This is a genomic window from Actinomadura sp. WMMA1423, assembly GCF_006547145.1.
Classification (GTDB): Bacteria; Actinomycetota; Actinomycetes; order Streptosporangiales; family Streptosporangiaceae; genus Spirillospora.
Genome location: NZ_CP041244.1, coordinates 9,042,194 through 9,062,464, shown reverse-complemented (window position 1 = coordinate 9,062,464; position 20,271 = coordinate 9,042,194). Strand labels below are relative to the sequence as shown.

General features: G+C 74.2%; 18 protein-coding genes. 10 read left to right on the top strand and 8 right to left on the bottom strand.

What is annotated here, in order from left to right; all coding sequences use genetic code 11:
• Positions 1-20 precede the first annotated feature (20 nt).
• Positions 21-905, top strand: coding sequence for a LysR family transcriptional regulator (locus FKD65_RS41750; RefSeq protein ID WP_141585443.1), 885 nt, complete (start codon positions 21-23; stop codon positions 903-905).
• Here the strand turns inward: FKD65_RS41750 and FKD65_RS41745 are convergent.
• Positions 840-1,724 carry a LysR family transcriptional regulator gene (locus tag FKD65_RS41745; protein WP_168221375.1) on the bottom strand — a complete coding sequence of 295 codons (885 nt, stop codon included), beginning with the start codon at positions 1,722-1,724 and terminating at the stop codon, positions 840-842. The genes FKD65_RS41750 and FKD65_RS41745 overlap by 66 nt on opposite strands.
• 142 nt (positions 1,725-1,866) lie before the next feature.
• On the opposite strand from FKD65_RS41745, the gene FKD65_RS41740 reads away from it, so the two are divergent.
• The 5 genes from FKD65_RS41740 to FKD65_RS41720 all read left to right on the top strand — a co-directional run bounded on the left by FKD65_RS41740 (position 1,867) and on the right by FKD65_RS41720 (position 7,728).
• A complete protein-coding gene (locus FKD65_RS41740) occupies positions 1,867-2,673 on the top strand; it encodes an enoyl-CoA hydratase/isomerase family protein (protein ID WP_168221374.1) in 807 nt (268 codons plus the stop codon).
• A gap of 8 nt (positions 2,674-2,681) precedes the next feature.
• Entirely contained in the window at positions 2,682-4,634 is a 1,953-nt protein-coding gene (locus FKD65_RS41735; protein ID WP_141585420.1) for an acetate--CoA ligase family protein, read from the top strand.
• Positions 4,631-5,878, top strand: a complete 1,248-nt coding sequence (locus FKD65_RS41730) for an acyl-CoA dehydrogenase family protein (protein WP_168221373.1) — start codon at positions 4,631-4,633, stop codon at positions 5,876-5,878. Before FKD65_RS41735 ends, FKD65_RS41730 begins: the two co-directional genes overlap by 4 nt.
• Positions 5,875-6,900: an acyl-CoA dehydrogenase family protein gene (locus FKD65_RS41725; protein ID WP_141585415.1), complete on the top strand. Its 1,026-nt coding sequence runs from the start codon at positions 5,875-5,877 to the stop codon at positions 6,898-6,900. Before FKD65_RS41730 ends, FKD65_RS41725 begins: the two co-directional genes overlap by 4 nt.
• A gap of 78 nt (positions 6,901-6,978) precedes the next feature.
• Positions 6,979-7,728: an IclR family transcriptional regulator gene (locus tag FKD65_RS41720; RefSeq protein ID WP_168221372.1), complete on the top strand. Its 750-nt coding sequence runs from the start codon at positions 6,979-6,981 to the stop codon at positions 7,726-7,728.
• A gap of 94 nt (positions 7,729-7,822) precedes the next feature.
• Here the strand turns inward: FKD65_RS41720 and FKD65_RS41715 are convergent, their stop codons facing one another.
• From FKD65_RS41715 to FKD65_RS41685, 7 genes are all read right to left on the bottom strand, one after another.
• Positions 7,823-8,992: an acyl-CoA dehydrogenase family protein gene (locus tag FKD65_RS41715; protein WP_240809856.1), complete on the bottom strand. Its 1,170-nt coding sequence runs from the start codon at positions 8,990-8,992 to the stop codon at positions 7,823-7,825.
• A 1-nt stretch (position 8,993) separates the two neighbouring features.
• On the bottom strand, positions 8,994-10,304 hold the full coding sequence (locus FKD65_RS41710; protein ID WP_205718461.1) for an acyl-CoA dehydrogenase family protein: 1,311 nt from the start codon (positions 10,302-10,304) through the stop codon (positions 8,994-8,996).
• A 44-nt stretch (positions 10,305-10,348) separates the two neighbouring features.
• Complete coding sequence (locus tag FKD65_RS41705) at positions 10,349-11,128, bottom strand: SDR family NAD(P)-dependent oxidoreductase (RefSeq protein ID WP_141585411.1); 780 nt, start codon at positions 11,126-11,128, stop codon at positions 10,349-10,351.
• 31 nt (positions 11,129-11,159) lie between these two features.
• On the bottom strand, positions 11,160-12,347 hold the full coding sequence (locus FKD65_RS41700; RefSeq protein ID WP_205718460.1) for a thiolase family protein: 1,188 nt from the start codon (positions 12,345-12,347) through the stop codon (positions 11,160-11,162).
• Positions 12,348-12,350: 3 nt separating this feature from the next.
• The gene (locus tag FKD65_RS41695; RefSeq protein WP_141585409.1) at positions 12,351-13,586 is read right to left on the bottom strand and encodes an acyl-CoA dehydrogenase family protein; all 1,236 of its coding nucleotides are present in this window, start codon (positions 13,584-13,586) and stop codon (positions 12,351-12,353) included.
• Between the two features lie 113 nt (positions 13,587-13,699).
• A complete protein-coding gene (locus tag FKD65_RS41690) occupies positions 13,700-14,572 on the bottom strand; it encodes an ABC transporter permease (protein WP_141585407.1) in 873 nt (290 codons plus the stop codon).
• Positions 14,569-15,402, bottom strand: a complete 834-nt coding sequence (locus tag FKD65_RS41685) for an ABC transporter ATP-binding protein (protein ID WP_141585405.1) — start codon at positions 15,400-15,402, stop codon at positions 14,569-14,571. The genes FKD65_RS41690 and FKD65_RS41685 overlap by 4 nt, the downstream gene beginning before the upstream one ends.
• A gap of 125 nt (positions 15,403-15,527) precedes the next feature.
• Here FKD65_RS41685 and FKD65_RS41680 point away from each other — a divergent pair, with 125 nt between their 5' ends.
• The 4 genes from FKD65_RS41680 to FKD65_RS41665 all read left to right on the top strand — a co-directional run bounded on the left by FKD65_RS41680 (position 15,528) and on the right by FKD65_RS41665 (position 20,228).
• Positions 15,528-16,475, top strand: a complete 948-nt coding sequence (locus tag FKD65_RS41680) for an LLM class flavin-dependent oxidoreductase (protein WP_168221371.1) — start codon at positions 15,528-15,530, stop codon at positions 16,473-16,475.
• 155 nt (positions 16,476-16,630) lie between these two features.
• Positions 16,631-17,707, top strand: a complete 1,077-nt coding sequence (locus FKD65_RS41675; protein ID WP_141585401.1) for an alcohol dehydrogenase catalytic domain-containing protein — start codon at positions 16,631-16,633, stop codon at positions 17,705-17,707.
• The gene (locus FKD65_RS41670) at positions 17,704-19,140 is read left to right on the top strand and encodes an aldehyde dehydrogenase (protein ID WP_141585399.1); all 1,437 of its coding nucleotides are present in this window, start codon (positions 17,704-17,706) and stop codon (positions 19,138-19,140) included. Before FKD65_RS41675 ends, FKD65_RS41670 begins: the two co-directional genes overlap by 4 nt.
• A 65-nt stretch (positions 19,141-19,205) precedes the next feature.
• The gene (locus tag FKD65_RS41665; RefSeq protein WP_141585396.1) at positions 19,206-20,228 is read left to right on the top strand and encodes an LLM class flavin-dependent oxidoreductase; all 1,023 of its coding nucleotides are present in this window, start codon (positions 19,206-19,208) and stop codon (positions 20,226-20,228) included.
• Positions 20,229-20,271 lie beyond the last annotated feature (43 nt).

Sequence of the window (20,271 nt, the reverse complement as noted above, 5' to 3'; positions counted from 1 at the left end):
CCCGGTACTAGGCTGCCGCCGTGGAACTCCACCAGCTGCGGGCCTTCCTGAGCGTCCGCGACACCGGCAGCGCGACGGCCGCCGCCGCGCGGCTCGGCGTCCGGCAGTCGACGGTCTCGGCCGCGATCCGCGCCCTGGAGCAGGAGCTCGCGGCCCAGCTGTTCCACCGCGTCGGCCGCGGGATGTCGCCGACGCCGGCCGGCCACGCGCTGGTCGGGCCGGCGCGCCGGATCCTGCGCGACTGCGGGCAGGCCGGGGAGACCCTGGCCGCGGCCGGCCGGGGCGGCCGGCTGGAGCTCGCGGCCCTGTCGCCCGTGGTCGGCGGACCGTTCTCGGCGCTCGTCTCGGCGTGGCTCGGCGCCGCGCCGGGACGGGCGGTCCGCGTACACGACCTCGACCGCGAGGACGCGGTGGCCGAGGTCCTGACCGCGGGCACCGCGGAGATCGTCTGCACCCGGCTGCCCGTGTCCCCGCCGGTGGATCGCGCGCTGACGGTGTTGCCGATCGGCTCGTGGGGGTGGCAGGTCGCCTTCCCCCCGAGCTCCGAAGGCGTCCCGGAAGGCGCGGTCACGATGCGGGAGCTGTCCGCCGTGCCGACGGTGCTCGTCGCGGCGGGCCGCAACTCCTCCCTCGAGCGCGCCACGGCCCGCACCCCACTGTCGGCGGCCGTGGTCGCCGACCAGCGCGAGGCCCGCACCTCGCTGATGCTGGCGGGCGTGGGCGCCACGATCGTCGGCCCGCGGCTCGCCGCGGACGCGGCCGCCGCCGGCGCGCACGTGCGGCCGCTGGACCCGCCGTTCACCCAGTCGGTCGGGCTGGTCTTCGACCCGGCCCGCCTCTCACCGGTCGCCCGGGGGTTCGTCGCGGCCGCAAGCGAGTTCCACGAGGGCGGCGCCGGCGGGTGACAGCGCCTGCTCGCGCCACACCAGGTGGGCGTCCCGCCAGAGCGGCGGGTCGAGCGAGCGGAGCGACGCCCAGGGCATGACGGCCTCCGCCGTGCGCCTGCCGGCGAACGTCGCGACCGTGCCGCCCCTGACCAGCTCCCACAGCATCGCCCGGTGGGCGCACTGGGCCCGTACCCGGCCCCCCATCGACGCCACGGCCGTCGCGGCGGCGCTCGCGGAGTCGAGGTCGGACGGGACCACCCCGAGGTCGAGGTCCGCGATCCTTGCGCGCGCGACCGGCTCCGGCAGCCCCGCGGCGAACCCCGGACTCGCCACCAGCACGATCTCCTCGGCCCCGAGGCCGCATCCACCCCATCCCGCGTCTGGGGGCATGACGTCGGCCACCCCCAGCTCGGCCTCGCCCGAACGCACCAGGTCGAAGGTCCCGGCGGCGGTGCTCGCGTCCCGGACGTGGATCTCGAGTCCGGGATGCCGCCCGCGGAGCGCCGCGACGAGCGGGGTCAGCGGGTGCACCGCGAGCGTGGTGGACGTCGCGACGACCAGCCGGCCGACCTCGAGACCGGCTACCTGCCGGACGCGCTCCCTGGCGCCGTCGGCCTCGGCGATCACCTGGCGCGCCAGGCCGAGCAGCCGCGCGCCGTCGGCCGTGGGACGGGCGCGCCGCCCGGACCGGTCGAGGAGCCGGACGCCGAGCTCGTCCTCGAGCCGGCGCATCGCCAGGGAGAGCGACGGCTGGCTGACGAACAGGGCGCGCGCCGCCTGGGTGATGCCGCCCTCGTCCACGACCGCGACGAAGTAGCGCAGCGTCCGGAGGTCCATGGCCGCCCACCCTAGCCGGACCATAGGAACGACCGATGGGACCTGCGAACAACAGGTCTTTGCGCATATGCCTTCCGGGGCGCGACAGTAGGAGCCGAGACACCCCTACAGTGTCATGACCTCGCAGAACACCGGAGAACCCATGACCGAACGCCACGTCACCGTCGAGCGGCAGGGCCGCGTCGGCCTGGTCTTCCTGGACCGCCCGGACCGCCGCAACTCCTACACGCCGCTGATGGCCCTCCAGCTCCAGGAGGCGCTGGTCGCCTTCGACGCCGACCCGGAGGTGGCGGTGGTCGTGGTGAGCGGGCGCGGCGAGCATTTCGGGGTCGGCGCGGATCTCGACATGAACTGGCGCGACGAGAGGACCCACGGCGTCGAGACCCTGACCGAGCCGGAGAAGGCGCCGTGGAACCTGAGCACACCGATCATCGCGGCCATCAACGGTGACGCGATCGGCGTGAGCCTCACCTGGGCGATGCAGGCCGACATCCGCGTGGTGGCCGACTCCGCCCGGCTGGCCTTCTCGTTCAACCGGGTCGGCATCATGCCCGACCGCGGCTCGACCTGGCTCCTGCCCCGGCTGGCGGGCTTCGGCGTCGCGATGGACCTCCTGCTGACCGGCCGGACGATCGACGGCGCCGAGTTCGAGCGCCGCGGCCTGGCGACCCACATCGCCGCGCCGCGGGAGGTCCTCGGGGTCGCCGTGGACCTCGCGACCGACATGGCCGAGCGCTGCGCGCCGGTGTCGATGACCGCGACCAAGCGCCTCATGTACGAGTTCCTGGAGTCGACCGACCGGGTCGCGGCGTACAACCGCGAGCGCCGCGTCCTGACCTGGATCCGCACCTGCGGCGAGACCCTGCGCGGCATTGCGGCGTTCAAGGAGAAGCGCGCCCCCGAGTGGGGCACCACCAAGCACACCCGCGTCCCGGCCGAGTTGCGGTGAGGGCGGACGTGACGAACAAGCCCGGCCTCCAGGTTCCCGACCTGCGTCCCCTGCTCTCCCCCGCCACCGTCGCCGTCATCGGCGGGACGTCGAAGGACACTGGCCTCGGCGCCCGCACCCTGCGGCACCTGCGCGAGGCTCGGTTCGGCGGCGAGGTGCTGACGCCCGCCCCCCGGGACGGTCTCGACCGCGACGTGGACGTCGCGCTGCTCTGCGTGCCGGCCGCGGCCGCGCAGGAGGTCCTCGACCGGATCGACGGGCGCGCGAGGTTCGCCGTCGTGTTCGCCTCCGGGTTCGAGGAGACCGGCGGCGGCCCGCTGACGACCGCCCGGGGCACGATCGTCCTGGGCCCGAACACCGTCGGGCTCTACCACGCGCCCGACCGCGCGGTGCTGACCTTCGCCCAGGCCTTCGACGGCCTCGTCGACCGCCGGCACGGGAGCGGCGCCTTCCTCGTCTCCCAGAGCGGCGCCTTCGGCGCCCGCGTCGTCACGGCCGCCGCCCGGTACGGGTTCCACCTCGACGGCTTCGTCGGCAGCGGCAACGAGACCCAGCTGGACGCCTGCACCCTCGCCCGCGGCGTGCTCGCCGCGGCCGAACCCCGGGTCCTGATGCTCTACCTGGAGGGCGTCCGCGACGCTGGAACGCTCCAGGCCCTGCTGGCGGACGCGGCGGGCCGCGGCGTGCCGGTCGTGTGCCTGCTCGGCGGCCTCTCCGAGGCCGGGTCCACCGCGGCCGCGTCCCACACCGCTGCGGTGAGCACGGACACGGCGGTGACCCGCGAACTGTTCGAGGCGTACGGCGCCACGCTCGTCCGCTCCGACCGGGAGCTGGTGCTCGCCGGGCTGAGCCTGTCCCTGATGGGCCGCGCGGCCGGACGCCGCGCCGGCATCGTGACGGGCTCCGGCGGGGCGGGCGTCGTCGCCGCCGACCTGCTCAGCGGCGCCGGCCTGGAGGTCCCCGCCCTCAGCGCCCGGCTGCGGGAGCGCCTGATGGCGCACCTGCCGGGCATCGCCTCGCCGCGCAACCCCGTCGACGTGACCGCGCAGACGATCGGCGACGACGCGACGCTCGAGAAGGTCTGCGCGACGCTCCGCGAGAGCGGCGAGGTCGATCTCGTCGTCGTGATCGGCCGCGAGGACCAGGCCGCCGCCGCGGGCGCCCGCGCGGGCGCCGCACCGCCCACGGTCGTCGCCACCCTCGACCGGGAGCCGGCCGCCGTCCGGCCGCGCATCGAGGCCGGCGAGGTCGTCCTCCCCGATCTCGACTCGGCGTGCCGCGTCCTCGCGTCCTGCGCGCCGCCGAGGTCGAGCGGCGTCCCCGTCCTCCGGCCGGCCGCGGCCGGGCCCGGCTCCCTCGGCTCCGGCCCGACGGCTTCGGAGAGCCTCCGGCTCGTCGCCGGTGCCGGGGTGGACGTGGCCGGCTGGGGCGCCGCGACCACGGTCGCCGAGGTGCTCGCCCGCGGCGAGGAACTCGGCTGGCCGGTCGTCCTCAAGTCCGACGTCGCGGCCGGCGTCCACAAGGCGCGCGCCGGCGGGGTCCGGCTCGACGTCACCGCGGCCACCGCCCGCGAAGCGGCGGCCGAGCTCCTCGCGAGCGGCGTCCCGCTCATCGTGGCCCGCCAGCTCCGCGCGTCGATGGAGCTGTTCGCCGGCGTCCGGCGCGACGCCCAGTGGGGGCTGGTCGTCTCGGCGGGCCTCGGCGGCGCCCACGTCGAGCTGCTGGACCGGACGGTCGCCATGCCCGCGGCCCTCGGCGCCGAGCACTTCGCCCGGCGGCTCGCGGCCGAGCTGTTCGACCGCGTGCCAGGACGCTACGGCGGGCTGGCGGCGGGGCTCGCCGCGGCGGCGTTCGCCCTCGCCGACCTCGCCGACCGCACCGGTGCCGCGCTCGTCGAATGCAATCCGCTCGGGGTGGTCGACGGCCGGATCGTCGCCCTCGACGCCAGGGTCGTGCGATGAGCGCCGCACCGCGGCTGGAGGAGCTGCTGCGGCGGGTGCTGCCCGCGCGCTGGACCGAGCTGGTGGACGCCGGTGACCGCGACGGCCTGGCCGACCACCTCGCCGGCCTCGACGCCGAGGTGACCGGCGATCTCGTCCGCACGGTCGCGGCCGACGGCTGGCTCGTCCCGGAGTGGCCGGTCCACCTGGGCGGACGCGCGCTGCCGGCCGACGAGGCGGTCGAGGTCCGCCGCACCCTGGCCCGCTGGCGGGTGGGCACGGTGGAGAGCGCCATCGGCACCGGCTGGGTCGGACCCGCGATCCTGAAGTTCGCGGACGGCGACGTCGCCGCCGAGCTGCTCCCCCCGATCGCCCGCAACGAGGTCCTCTGGTGCCAGCTCTTCAGCGAGCCGGAGGCCGGTTCCGACCTGGCCTCGGTCCGCACCCGCGCCCGCCGCGACGGCGACGGCGACGGCGACGGCGACGGGTGGCGCCTCACCGGCCGCAAGATCTGGACCAGCCGCGCCGACCGGGCCGGCTGGGGCCTCGCGGTCGCCCGCACGGACGTCGACGTCCCCAAGCACGCCGGGCTGACCTGCTTCCTCGTGGACCTCTCGGCGCCCGGCGTCCAGGTCCGGCCGATCCTGCAGATGACCGGCGACGCGGAGTTCTTCGAGGTCGCCCTCGACGACGTCGTGGTGCCCGACCGTTACCGCCTCGGTGCGACCGGCCAAGGGTGGGAGGTCGTGCGCGCGGTGCTCCAGCTGGAGCGCGTGGCCGGCTCGGGGGCGGGGGCCGCCACCCCCGGCTCCGTCGTCGGCCGCACCGTGGACGAGCTCGTCACCGAGCGCCTGCCGGGAGCCGGCGCCGTCGAGGCCGACGCGATCGTGCGCCTGTACGTCGAGTCCCAGGCGATCGCGCTCAACAACCGGCGCAACGCCCTGCATCGTGCGGAAGGCCTCCCCCCGGTGGCGAACGGCACTCCGTACAACAAGGTCCTGCAGGCCGAGCACACCAAGCGCCTGCAGCGCGGCATCCTCGGCGGCGGCGGCCTCGGCGCGGTCGCGCACGCCCCCGGCGACCGCGCCCGCGCCCACGACGCGTGGGCCTTCCTGCGCGTGCAGCCGAAGACCATCGCCGGCGGCACCTCGGAGGTGCTCCGCGACCAGATCGCCGAGCGCGCCCTCGGCATGCCGCGCGGGGCGGACCCGAGCAGGACCGTCTCCTGGCGCGAGTTCACGAGTTCCCAGGGAGAAAAGGCATGAGGCTGGCATCCCCCGAGCAGACGGACTTCGCCGACAGCGTCAGCGCCCTGCTCCGCAAGCGCGACCCCCTGGAGCGGATGCGGCACGCGCCGGGGCCCCGGAAGTTCGACGCGGGGCTCTGGGGCGAGCTCGTCGCCAACGGGCTGCTCGAACCGGCGGAGGCGGGCGACGTGGTCACCGCGTGCCTGGTCGCCGAGGCGCTGGGCCGGGCCGCCGCTCCCCTGCCGTTCCTGAGCGCCTCGGTCGCGGGCGCCCTCATCGGGCCCGCCGGCGGCGGGGCCGCCGGCCTGGCGACGTACGGGCTGCTGGCCGAGGACGGCACCTGGTCGGCGCCCGCGCTCGACCTCCGTGACGGCCTGGTCCACGGCACCCTCCCCTTCGTCCCGGACGGGGACGTCGCCGACATCGTCGTGGCGCCCGTGCAGGCGCCGGACGGTCGCCGGCTCGCGCTGGTGCGGACGAGCGACACCGCCGTCGAGCCGCTGGAGAACCTCGACGCGACCCAGCCGCTCGTCCGGGTGGTCTGCGACGGCTCCCCCGCCACCCTGCTGCCGGCCGGCGGCGACGCCCTGGCAGCCGTCGTCGGGGAGGCGCGGCTGCTGGCGCTGGCGCTGCACGGCGCGACGCTGCTGGGACTGGCGACCTGGCTGCTCGGGACCACCGTCGAGTACGCCGGGCAGCGGGTCCAGTTCGGAATGCCGATCGCCGCCCGGCAGGCCGTCAAGCACCGGTGCGCGGGCATGCTGATCCAGGTCGAGTCCATCCGTTCGATGGTGCTCGAACTGGCCGATGCCATCGAGTCCGGCGCGGGCGATCGCGCCCTCGTCGCCGCGACCGCGATGGCCTGGACGACGGAGGCGGCCGAGGAGGTCGCCGGCGGCGCCCTGCAACTGCACGGCGGCATCGGCTTCACCTGGGAGCACGACCTGCACCACTACTTCAAACGCTGCACCGTCGGCGCCCTCCTGCTGGGCACGGCCGCCCACCACCGCGCGAAGATCGCGGCCGCACTCCCCGCCTGACCTGCAATTCAATTCGACTGAGTAAAATTTGCGCTAGGCTCCGGGGGAACTGTCCCGCGGATGTCAGGAGGCCGAGCGGTGGCCGAGGGTTCGATCGCACGGACGCTGCGCGTGCTCGAGGTGGTCTGCGAGCACGGCCCGGAGACTCTCAAGGTGCTCAGCGAGCGCACCGAGCTGGCGCCGCCGACGCTGCTGCGGATCCTGCGCCTGATGGCGGACGAGGGCTACGTCGTGCAGCAGTCCGACCGGACCTGGCGCGGGACGATGCTGGTCTGGCGGCTCGGCTGCGCGGTCAACACGTCGGTCGGCCTCTCGGCCATCTCCCGCGAGCACACCGACCGGCTGACCGCCGAGCTGGACGAGACGTCGGTCTACGCCGTCTACGAGCAGAGCGCGGTGACCTACGCGGCCCACTCCGAGCCGATCAAGCCGGTCCGGGCGCACGTGCGCCTCGGTCAGCGGTACCGCCTCCTCGCGGTCACCACCGGCCAGGCCGTGCTGGCGCAGCTCGACGAGCCGGCCGTCGAGCGGGCCGTCGCCGAGCAGGCCGAGAACGGCGATCCCCGCGGCCCCGAGCAGGTCGCGGCCATGCTGGCCGAGATCCGGCGGCGCGGCTACGCGGCCGGCCCCGGCGTGCGCTGGCCCGACCTGTGGGGGTGCGCCGCACCCGTCTTCGACGCCACCGGAGACGTCGTGGGCGCCCTTGGCGTGTCCATCCCGACCGCGCGCGCCGAGGAGATCCGCGACCGGGTCGTCGCCGGCGTGCTGCGGGAGGCGGAGGCCATGAGCACCCGCCTCGGCCGCCCGGCCGTCGTCCGGGAGGCCTGACCGCGCGCCCTGCGGACGGGTGACGCGCGAAGCCCCTGCCCCACCCTCCGGGAACGGAGCGGCAGGGGCTTTCACGTGGGCGCTCTCGCCTTGGTCAGGTCAGCTGGAGCGTCCGGGCGATGATGCTCTTCATGACCTCGCTGGTCCCGCCGTAGATGCGGGCCACCCGCGCGTCGGCGTACATCCGGCAGATGTGCTGCTCCCAGACGTAGCCGTAACCGCCGTGCAGTTGCAGGCAGGCATCGGCCACCCGGCCGTGCAGCTCGGTGCAGAACAGCTTGACCTGGGCCGCCGCCGGGGGCGCGAGCTCGCGACGCTCGTGCCGGGCCATGGCCTGGTCGACCAGCGCCTGGCCGGCCGCGATCTGCGTCGCCTGCTCGGCGAGGACGAACCGGGTGTTCTGGAACCCGCCGAGCCGCTGCCCGAACACCTCCCGCTCGCGCACGTAGCCGCAGGTCAGGTCAAGCGCCGCGACGGCCTGGGCCTGGGAGTTCACCGCGATGGACAGCCGCTCCTGGGCCAGGTGGGAGGACAGGTAGCGGAACGCCTGGCCCTCCTCGCCGAGCACGTTGGCCGCGGGGATGCGCACGTCGTCGAAGAAGAGCTCGGTCGTGTCCTGCGCCCTGAGGCCGAGCTTGTCGAGTCTGGCGCCGCGGGCGAAGCCCGGCATGCCCGCCTCGACCACGACGAGGGTCAGCCCGGCACGGCGGTCGCCACCGGACGACGAGGAGCGGGCGACCACGAGGACCAGGTCCGACTGCGCGCCGCCGGTGATGAAGGTCTTCGCCCCGTTGAGGATCCAGTCGGCCCCGTCCCGGCGCAGCGTGGCGCGCATGCCGGCCAGGTCGGAGCCCGTCCCCGGCTCCGTCATGGCGATCGACGTCATCAGCTCGCCGCTCGCCATCCCCGGGAGCCAGCGGCGCTTCTGCTCGTCGGTCGCGAGGGACAGGACGTACGGGGTGACGACGTCGGTGTGCACGCGCAGGGAGCCGAGGGTCACCCGCTCGTAGGCGACCTGCTCGGTCACGACGCAGTTGAAGAGGAAGCCGTCCTGCCCGCCGCCGCCGTACTCCTCCGGGATCTGGAGGCCGACCAGGCCGAGCTTCCCGGCGGCCCGGTAGACGTCCCGGTGCACCATCCCCGCGGCCTCGAACTCGGCGACGCGCGGCGCCACGTTCTCGCGCAGGAAGGCTCCGACCATGTCGGCGAAGTCCCGGTGCTCGTCGCCGTAGACCGTCCGGTCCAGCTGGGGTCGCAGAGCCACGTCACCTCCTCCGCTGGCTGCCGCTGACGCCGAGCACCTGGGCGCCGAGCACGTTGCGCATCACCTCGGGCGTCCCGCCGCCCATGGTGAGGCCGCGCCCGTCGCGGAAGTAGCGCTCCACGGGCCAGCGGCGCGAGTAGCCGCGCGCGCCGTGGACGCCGATGGCCGCGTTGGTGACCCGCTGCACCATCTCGCTGCTGTGCAGCTTGGCCATGAGGGTCGCCGTCTGGTCGGGGAAGCCCCCGTCCCCGCTGCGGGCGGCCCGCCACAGCAGCATGCGCGACACGTGCACGTCCAGCGCCATGTCGGCGATCTTCCACTGGAGGCCCTGGAACTCCGCGAGCGGGCGGTCGAACTGGCGGCGGGCGTTGAGGTGGCCGACGCTCGCGTCCAGGGCGGCCTGGCCGAGACCCGTGCACATGGCGGCGTTGCCGCACCGCTCGGGGTTGAACTGGTTGACCAGGATGCCGGTGCCGTTCTTGGAGTGCTCCTCGGGCATGACCAGGACGTCCTCCGGGTCCACGCGCACGTCGTCGAAGTGCACCAGGCACTCGGCGACGCCCCGGATCCCCATCTTCGGGTCGATGTGGAACTCGCCCACCCCCTCGGGCCGCCCGGTGAGTACCACGGCGCCGATGCCGTAGGGGCCGGAGGTGCCGGCCAGGCGGGCGAACACGATGATGGTGTCCGCGACGTGGCCGCCGGTGATCCAGCACTTGGTGCCGGTCAGCCGGAACCCGTCGCCGTCCGGGGTCAGCGTGGCCCGCAGGTCGGTGCCGGCGCTGCCGGCGGCCGGCTCGCTCATGGCGATCGCGAAGTGGTTCGTGCCGGCGGCGACCCCGGGGAGCAGCCGGTCCTTCATCTCCTCGGTGCCGAGCACGTTGATCGCGCGCCACGGCCCGTTCAGGAACGGCTGGACGGACATCGCGGTGCTCAGGCAGGCGCGCGCCAGCTCCTCCACCACGATGCACCCTTCGAGCAGGGTCTCGCCCTGGCCGCCGTACCGCTTCGGGATCGTGAGGCCGACGAGCCCCGCGTCGAGGACGGCCTCGAACGTCTTGCGCGGGAACTCCTCGGTCTCGTCCCAGTGCGCGGCCATCGGGCGCAGCTCGCGGACGGCCACCTCGCGGGCCCGTTCCCGGATCTCGCGCTGGTGCGGCGTGAGCTCCGCCCACATGCCGTCGTACGCCGGCTCCGGGTCGAGCAAGGCCGGGTCCCAGACGTCGCGGACGGAATCGAACATCGGCTCCTGCCCTGCCGGGCCGTCCCCCGCCGGGGGTCCGCCTGCGGGAACCGTGGTGTCGACGCTCATGGAGGGCTGCCTTTCAGAGGGAGGGAGCGAGGGCTCGGCCGACGTCATCGCGGCGCCATCCTGATGGCGCCGTCGAGCCGGATCGTCTCGCCGTTGAGCATGGGGTTGGCGAGGATGTGGGCGGCCAGGGACGCGAAGTCCGCGGGATCGCCCAGGCGCGCCGGGTGCGGGATCGAGGCGGCCAGGCGGTCGCGGACCTGCTCCGGCACGCGGGAGAGGATCGGGGTGTCGAACAGGCCCGGGGCGATCGTGTTGACGCGGACATGGCTCCGGGCCAGGTCGCGGGCGGCGACGAGCGTCATGCCGACCACGCCGGCCTTGGACGCGGCGTACGGCAGCTGGCCGATCTGCCCCTCCCACGCCGCGACCGAGGCGGTGAGCACGCACGCGCCGCGCTCGCCGCCCGGCAGGTCGTCGAGCGCGACCATCGCGGCGGCCGCGTGGCGCAGCACGTTGAACGTCCCGATCAGGTTGGTCTGGACCACGTCCTGGAAGCGCTCCATGGAGCCCGGCGCGCCGTCCTTCTCGACCACCCGGACGGGCCCGCCCCGGCCGGCGCAGTGCACGAGCGCGCGCAGCTCGCCGAGCTCGGTCGCGGCCTCGACGGCCGCGGCGACCTGGCCCGGGTCGGTCACGTCGGCCGCGGCGAACCGCACCCGGCCCGCGGCGCCCGCGCCGAGCTCCCCGGCGACGCGCTCGCCGTCGCTGCTCTCCAGGTCGAGGAGGACGACGTGCGCCCCGGCGGTGACCAGCTCCCGCGCGGTCGCCCGGCCCAGGCCGGACGCCGCCCCGGTGACGAGGGCCGCCTTGCCCCGGATGTCCATTCGTTGTGCCCTTCGTGTCGTCGGTGCGCCGTCACGAGATCCGCTCGAGGACGGTCGCGTTCGCGAGGCCGCCGGCCTCGCACATGGTCTGGAGGCCGCGGGTGCCGCCGGTCTGCTCCAGGTGGTTGAGGAGGGTGACGAAGAGGCGGCAGCCGCTCGCGCCGAGCGGGTGGCCGAGCGCGATCGCGCCGCCGCGCGGGTTCAGCCGGGCGTGGTCGGCCCCGAGTTCCCCGGCCCAGGCGAGCGGGACGGAGGCGAAGGCCTCGTTGACCTCGAAGGCGTCGAAGTCGTCGAGCCCGAGGCCGGTGCGCTCCAGGATCCGCCGGGTCGCGGGGATGGGACCGGTCAGCATCATCTCGGGGTCGTCGCCGACGACGGACGAGCCGGTGATCCGCGCGCGCGGGGTGAGGCCGAGCCGCTCGGCCCTGTCCGCGCTCATCAGCAGCACCGCCGCCGCCCCGTCGGTGAGCTGGGAGCTGTTCCCGGCGGTGACCGACCAGGTGCGGCCCGGCAGGAGGTCGGCGTAGTCCTCGGACTCGAAGACGGCCTTGAGCCCGGCGAGCCGTTCGACCGTGGTGGCCGGGCGGATGGTCTCGTCGGCGGTCACCTCGGTGCCGTCCGGCAGGGTGATCGGGACGATCTCGTCGTCGAAGCCGCCGGACTCGGCGGCGGCCTGCGCCCGCCGGTGGGAGTCGGCGGCGAACCGGTCCTGCTCCTCGCGGGTGATGCCCCATGTCTCGGCCACCCGCTCGGCGGCGACGCCCTGCGGGACCAGGCGGAAGCGCCCGGCGACACCGGGACCCCACGGGTCCTGCCCGATGCGGGCGACGCCCATCGGGACGCGGCTCATCGACTCGACGCCCGCGGCGATGACGACGTCGTGCGCGCCCGTCGCGATGCCCTGCGCGGCGAACTCGATCGCCTGCTGCCCCGACCCGCACTTGCGCTCGACCGTGGTCGAGGGGACGTGGACGGGGAAGCCCGCCGAGAGCCACGCCATCCGGCCGGGGGTCGCGGACTGCTCGCCGGCCTGGCTGACGCACCCCACGATCACGTCGCCGACGGTGCCCGGATCGATGGACGTCCGCGAGACGAGGTGGGCGAGGGTCTGGGCGAGGAGCTCGACGGAGTGGAGGCCGCTCAGGGCGCCCCCTGGCTTGCCCTTGCCCATCGGGGTGCGGCATCCGTCGACGATGACGACGTCACGAAGCTCGGCCACGGTTCACGCCTCCCGTCCGCCGGGGGCGGCCCCGCGCCGTGCCGGGCGCTGGTCGAAGGAGCGGCCGAGCAGCTCGGCGGCGATACGGGTGCGCTGGATGTTGGGCGTGCCGCCGGCGAGCGCCCAGCCGTGCGCGTCCCGGTGCATGCGCTCCAGGCCGTACTCCTCGGTGTAGCCGTTCGCGCCGTGCAGCGTCATCGCCATGTCGGTGACGCGCTTGGCCATCTCGTTGGCCGCGCACTTGGCGAGCGAGACGTGCAGGGTGCTCGGGGCGCCGGCGTCGAGCCCGGCCACGGCGCGGTCGCGGAGCATGCGCACCGACTCGACCTCCAGGAGCATGTCCGCGAGGGTGACCTGGACCGCCTGGAACTCCGCGATGGGCCGGCCGAACTGCTCGCGCTCCTGGACGTAGGCGATGGTCCTGTCCAGGGCGGCCTGCCCCAGCGCGAGGCTCATCGTCGTGTTGCCCAGCCGTTCGATGGAGAACATCGAGAACAGGTCGCGGAAGCCGTCGGGGGGCCGGGCGACGATGTTCTCGACCGGGACCTCGACGTCGTCGAGGATCACGTCGGCGGACGGCAGGCCCCGGAAGCCCATCAGCCGCTCGCGCGCCCCGAACGAGACGCCCTCGCGGTCGGCCTCGACGATCACGGCCCCGATGCCCTTGGCGCCCGGGAGGTCGCCCATCCGGCAGTAGACGAGGTAGCGGTCCGCGTCCCCGCCGTTGGAGATCCAGCGCTTCAGCCCGCGCACCACGACCGTGTCGCCCTTGATCTCCGCGCGGGTGACCATGTCGGTGGCGGCCGATCCGGCGTCCGGCTCGGAGATGCCGATGGCCATCGCGTTGGCGCCGCTGATCACGCCGGGCAGGAAGCGCCGCTTCTGCTCCTCGGTGCCGAGCCGCACCAGGTGCTGCGCCGGTCCGACGTTGGCCTCGAAGACCTGGAAGGCCGCCGGCGGCCACACCTTGGCCAGCTCCTCGACCACGGCCAGCGCTTCGGCGAACGTCCCTCCGGCGCCCCCGTACTCCTCGGGGAGGGCGATGCCCAGCCACCCGAGGGACCCCAGGTAGCGCCGCTCGTCGTGGGTGATGACGGTCCGGTCGCGGTCCCACTGCTCGACGTGGGGGGCGTACCGCTTCTCCGCGACCTGGCGGGCGATCTCGCGCAGCTCGGACAGGTCGGTCTGCTGGGCGGCGGGGGCCGGATCGGCCGGCCGCGGGTCGGATCTCGTGGTCATGCGCTGTGCTGCTTCCCCGTCTGCGGGAGTGCGGGACCGTCCCGGCGCTCGTCGTGGAGCGCGGGCAGGTCCTGCGTGATGGATGGGATGTGGGCGTTGCGGCTACGGCCGGGTCAGCGGCTCTGGGCGTACTCGCTGTCCGCCCAGCGCGACAGGCGGGAGCCGAGCAGCCCGACCAGTCCGCTGAACAGGACGCCGACGATCGAGATGGTCACGACGCCGACGTACATCCGGTCGGGGACGAAGACCTGCCAGGCGTGCCAGGTGTAGTAGCCCAGGCCCTCGTGGGCGTTGACGAACTCGACGGCGACGACGAGCAGCATGGAGATGCCCGAGGCGAGCTTGAGGCTGGAGACGATCTGGGGCGTGATCGCCGGGACGATCATCCAGCGGAACCGCTGGCCGGGCGACAGGCCGTAGGACCGCGAGACCTCGTGGAACGCGGTGGGGATCATCATCGCGGCCGACAGCGTCGTGAAGGCGACGATGTAGAAGGTGCCGAGGGAGATGAAGACCAGCTTCGGCACCTCGCCGAGCCCGAACAGGAGCAGGAACAGCGGCAGCAGCGCCAGCTTGGGGATGACGTAGAGCGCGCGGATCAGGGGCTCCAGCATCCAGCGCAGGACCTTCACCTGGCTCATCAGCAGGCCGATGAGGACTCCGGCCAGCGATCCGACGACGTAGCCGGTCACCAGCCGGACGATGGTGATCCTGAGCTCGGACCAGAGCAGCCCGCTGCGCAGGTCCTCCCCCGCCTTCGACGCGACCGCGCTCGGCTGGCTGAAGAAGCGGGCGTCGATCCAGCCCGACCTGGCCGAGATCTCCCAGGCGACGAGCACGCCGACCGGGAGCACGAGGCCGAGCAGGAGGCGCAGGACACCGTCGCGCCTCGCCTGGTCGGCCGCCGACCGCTGCCTGGGGTCGGGCCGGCGCTCGACCCAGCCGTCCTCGTTCCGGGAGACGCCCCGGTCCATCTGCACGGTCACTGGACGGCCCCCTCGATCGCCTCGACGTCGCCCTTCAGGTCGGCCCAGAGATCCTCCTCCAGCCGGGCGAACTGCGGGTCCTTCCTCAGCTCCGCCGATCGCGGGCGCGCGAACGGGACGTCCACGATGCGGCGGACACGTCCCGGACGGGCCGACATCAGGGCGATCCGGTCGGACAGGAGGATCGCCTCGTCGAGGTTGTGGGTGACGAAGAAGACCGTGTAGCTGTGCTCGCGGACGATGGCGAGCAGCTCCTCCTGGAGGACCTTGCGCAGCTGCGCGTCGAGCGCGGCGAAGGGCTCGTCCATCAGCAGGATCTCGGGCTCGACGACGAACGCGCGGGCCAGGGCGACGCGCTGCTTCATGCCGCCGGACAGGTTGCCGGGAAGCGCCTTCTCGAACCCGGCGAGACCGACCCGCTCGATCCACTCCTGGGAGCGGCGGCGCGCCTCGGCGCGGTCCACACCGGCGGCGTCCAGCCCCAGGCGCACGTTCGCCTCGACCGTGCGCCACGGAAAGATGGAGTACTCCTGGAACACCGGGGCGCACAGCGGGCGGTCCCGGTGCTCGCGGCGGACCCGGACGACGCCGCCGGTGGGCTTCTGCAGCCCCGCGATCACCCGGAGCAGCGTCGACTTCCCGCACCCCGACGGCCCGGCGACCGAGAGGAACTCGCCGCGGCCGACGGTCAGGTCGACGTCGTCGAGCGCGACGACGTCCTCCCTGCCGCGACGGCGGTAGCGGTAGGACAGCCCCTCGATGCGGATCTTGTCGGCGCTCGGCCCGACGTCGCCCGCCGGGGGCGACTCGGAGCGCACGGCCTCGGTCATGGGGCCCCTCCCAGCATCGTCACGACCATGAATTCTATTGAACGGAATCTGATTACCCTGGTATGAATCATGTGTGTGATCCGAGGTTATGTCAAGGGTCGCCGGCCCGACGGAGAGGAACGACCATGCGCCTGTGCGCCAACTGGCTCCCCATTTCCCCCGGCCTGACCCGGGAGGTGGCCGCCCGGTGCGAGGCGGCCGGCCTGTGGGGCATCGGCATCGGCGACTCCCCCAACTACGGGGAGCTCTACTCCGCCTGCACCGACGCGCTCGGCGCGACGTCCTCCCTGGTCGTGAGCACCAGCGTGACCAACCCCGTCACCCGGCACTGGTCGGTGCACGCCAGCGCCGCGCGGACCCTGACCGCCGCCCACCCCGGACGGTTCCGCCTGGGGTTCGGCCGGGGCGACTCGGCCGTGCACACCTTCGGCCTGCGGCCCGCGTCCCTGGCCGCCCTCGAGGACTTCGGGCGCTCGGTGGCCGGGTCCGCGCGGGCGGCGGGCGTCGACCCCTTCCTGCTCGTCGCGGCTAGCGGCCCCGCGACCGCGCGCAGCGCCGGGCGCGTCGCGGGCGGCGTCATCGCCGGTGTCGGCGGGGATCCCGTCGCGCTCGGCACGATCCGCGAGTGCGCGCGGGAGTCCCGCGACGCGGCCGCCGCTCCGCCGGAGATCTGGGCCTCGATGCGGATCGCCGTCGGACGTGACGACGACGAGGTGCGCGAACTGCGGCGGCGCCTCGTCCCGCGCGCGGTGAGCGCCTCGCACTTCGCCTTCGCCTCGACCTTCGAGGGCAAGAACGTGCCCGCGGAGTACGCCGGGGTGCTGGCCGAGCGCTACGCCACCTACGACTACGGCTCGCACGGCCGCTCCGGCGCGACCTCGAACGCGAGGATGTTCGCGGACCGGCCCGACATCGAGGACTACCTGCTCGGCCGCTTCGCCGTCGTGGGCCGCGCGGACGAGTGCCGGGCCCGGCTGGAGGAGCTCTCGGCGCACGTCGACGGCGTCTACCTGTCGCTGCTCTTCGAGGACGCCCTACCCCAGATCGACCGGATCGGCGCGATGCTCGCATAGGCACGGGACGCCCCTGGTACCGCGGCACGTCTTGCTCGGCGAACACCGCACCGCCCTGCGCCCTGGGGGCCGCCTTGTGACCATCCATCGCGCGACGATAGATTCCGTTCAGCAAAAGCAGATTGGAATGAATAGAACAACCAGGGGGAGAGCCCGTGCGCGCGCTGGTCTGGGACGGAACAGGGCTCCACGTCGACTCGACGGTCGAGGTCCGCCCGCCGGGCCCGGGCGAGGTCGCCGTCGACATCGCCATGGCCGGCCTGTGCCACAGCGACCTCAGCCCGATGGAAGGCCGCATCCCCCAGCCCGCGCCCGCCGTCCTCGGCCACGAGGCCGTCGGCGCGGTCACCGCGGCGGGACCCGGCACCGACGTGCCCGCGGGGCAGCGGGTCGTGCTCACCGTCCTGCGCCGATGCGGCGAGTGCCGCCACTGCCGCGAAGGCCGTCCGACCCTGTGCCCCGCCTCCGGCCGGTCCGCCGCCAGCCCGTTCTCCCGCGCCGGCGACGTCGTGCACCAGTTCGTCAGGCTCGGCGCCTTCGCCGAGCGGATCGTGGTGGCCGAGGAGCAGGTCATCCCGATCCCCGCCGAGATCTCCGACCCGGTCGCCGCCATGCTCGGATGCGCGACGGTCACCGCGTTCGGCGCCGTGGAGGACCGCGCCCGGCTCCGCGCCGGCGAGACCGTGCTCGTGACCGGCGCCGGCGGGATCGGGCTGAACGTCGTCCTCGCCGCCCGAGCGGCCGGCGCCGACCGCATCGTGGTCGTCGACCGCAACCCGGCGAAGGAGAAGATCGCCCGCACCTGCGGGGCCACCGACTTCCTCGTCCCCGGCGATCCGGCCCAGATCGTCCCGGCCGTCCGGTCGCTGGTGCCCGGCGGTGTGGACGCCGCGTTCGAGTGCGCCGGCCACACCGGGCTCCTCGAAGCCTCCGTCGAGGCCCTCGCCTGGGGCGGACGGGCCGTCATCCTCGGGCTGCCGCCGACCGGCGCGTCCATCGACCTCGTGGTGCGCGACCTGTTCCACGACAAGTCCCTGCTCGGCTGCCGCATGGGCTCGGTCGACCCGCGCCGGAAGCTGCCCGACCTCGCCGAGCGCGTCCTGCGCGGTGACCTCGACCTGACCCCGCTCGTGTCGGCGGTCGTGCCCCCGGAGGACGCGGAACGACTCGTCGACGACCTCCGCCACGGCCGTATCGACCGCGGCTTCCTCCGCTTCGGGAGCACCTCGTGACCGCGACCGCCCACCACCTCATCGCCGGCGACAGGCTCAGCACCTCGGCGACGTACGACATCACCGACCCCTACACCGAGCAGGTCATCGCCGCGGTCGCCGACGGCGGCCGCGCCGCGGCCGACGCCGCCGCGGCGGCCGCGGCCGACGCGCGCGACGCCTGGGCGGCGACGCCGGTCGAGACCCGCCGCCGCGTGCTCGGCCGCGCCGGCGAACTGCTCGGAGCCCGGCGCGCCGAACTGGTCGACCTGGCCATCGCCGACACGGGCGCCCGCCGCGCCGTCGCCGAGCAGACCCAGGTGGACGCCGCGCTGGCCCGGCTCCGGCACTGGTCGACCCTGCCCGCCGACCTGCTCACCGTCCCGGCGGAACCCGTCGCATCGGGGCTCGCGGGAACGGTCACGCGCGCCCCGGTCGGCGTGGTCGCCTGCATCAGCCCCTACAACTTCCCGCTGCTCGCGATGGTCGGGAAGATCGCGCCCGCCCTGTTCGCCGGCAACACCGTGGTGATGAAGCCGGCCCCGCAGGACCCGCTGCTCGTCATCGCGCTCGCCGAGGCGCTCGACGAGGCCCTGCGGGCGGAGGGCGCCCCGGCGGGCGCGGTCAACCTGGTGACGGGCGCGGGCGCCGAGCCCGGCGCCGCGCTCGTCGACCACCCCGAGGTCGGCGCGATCAGCTTCACCGGCAGCACGGTGGTCGGCACCGAGATCTACCGGTCGGCGGCGCCCGGCATGAAGCGGCTCCTCCTCGAACTCGGCGGCAAGGGGGCCCTCGTCGTCCGCGCCGACGCCGACCTCGACGCCGTCGTCGCCGGCGCGACCAGGGCGTGGACGGTCCACTCCGGGCAGATCTGCGTGACGCCCGCCCGCGTCATCGCCGACACATCGGTGCACGACGAGCTGGTCGACCGCCTGCGCACCGCGCTGGGCGGCCTCGTGCACGGCGACCCGCGGGACCCCGCGACGACGACCGTCCCCCTGATCAGCGAGGCCCAGCGCGACCGCGTCGCCGCGCTGGTGGCCGGCGCCCGCGCCGAAGGCGGAACGGTGCACACCGCGCCGGACGTCCCGGACCGCGGCTACTTCCACCCCGCCACCCTCGTGACGGGCGTCGGCCCCGAGACGACGGTCATGCAGGAGGAGGCGTTCGGCCCGGTCATCTGCGTCACCCCGACGTCCTCGGACGACGAGGCGGTCGCCATCGCCAACTCGACGCGCTACGGACTGACCGACCAGGTCTACTCGCGCGACCTCGACGCGGCGCGCCGCGTGGCCGCCCGGCTTGCCGCGGCACAGGTCGGCATCAACACCTGCGCCCGCCGGGGCGACCTGCCTTTCGGCGGCACCAGGGCCAGCGGCCTGGGACGCAGCGGCGGCACCTACGCGCTCGACTCCTACACCGAACTGCGCGCGACGGTGCACCCAGCCGACTGACGGCTCAGTGGCCGTGAGGTCGGCCGTGCTGGAATCTCGCAGGCGCTGGGCTGGTTGGTGTCGGTGTGAAGAACATCGGTTTTCTCTCCTTCGGCCACTGGAGCGACGGCGCGGGCTCGCGGACCCGGTCGGCGGCGGACGCGCTGCTGCAGTCGGTCGATCTCGCCGTGGCCGCCGAGGAACTGGGCGCCGACGGCGCCTACTTCCGGGTGCACCATTTCGCCAGGCAGCTGGCCTCGCCCTTCCCGCTGCTGTCCGCGATCGGCGCGAAGACCTCGCGCATCGAGATCGGCACCGGCGTGATCGACATGCGCTACGAGAACCCGATGTACTTCGCCGAGGACGCCGGCGCGGCCGACCTGATCTCCGGCGGGCGGCTGCAGCTGGGCATCAGCCGGGGATCACCGGAGCAGGTCGTCGACGGGTGGCGGTACTTCGGGTACGAACCGCCCGAGGGCGACACCGACGCCGACATGGCGCGCAAGCACACCGAGGTACTGCTCACGGTCCTGCAGGGCAGGGGCTTCGCCGAACCGAATCCGCGGCCGATGTTCCCCAACCCGCCCGGCCTGCTGCGCGTCGAGCCGCATTCCGAGGGGCTGCGCGACCGCATCTGGTGGGGCTCGGGCTCCAACGCCACCAGCGTGTGGGCAGCCCGGCTGGGCATGAACCTGCAAAGCTCCACGCTCAAGGACGACGAGACCGGCGAGCCGCTGCACGTCCAGCAGCGCAAGCAGATCGAGGCCTACCGGCAGGCGTGGAAGGACGCCGGACACCGGCGCGAGCCGCGCGTGTCGGTCAGCCGCAGCATCTTCGCGCTGACCAGCGATCTGGACCGCGCCTACTTCGGCCGCAACGCCGACTCCGGCGACCACATCGGAATGATCGACGAGAACACCAGGGCCATCTTCGGACGCTCCTACGCGGCCGAACCCGACGTACTGGTCAAGCAGCTCGCGGACGACGAAGCCATCCAGGCCGCCGACACGCTCCTGCTCACCGTCCCCAACCAACTCGGCGTCGACTACAACGCACACGTCCTGGAGAACATTTTGACCCACGTCGCACCCGAACTCGGCTGGCGCTGAGGCCGCCCCCAGCCGGGCGTGAGGGTCACTGTCGAAGTCCAGC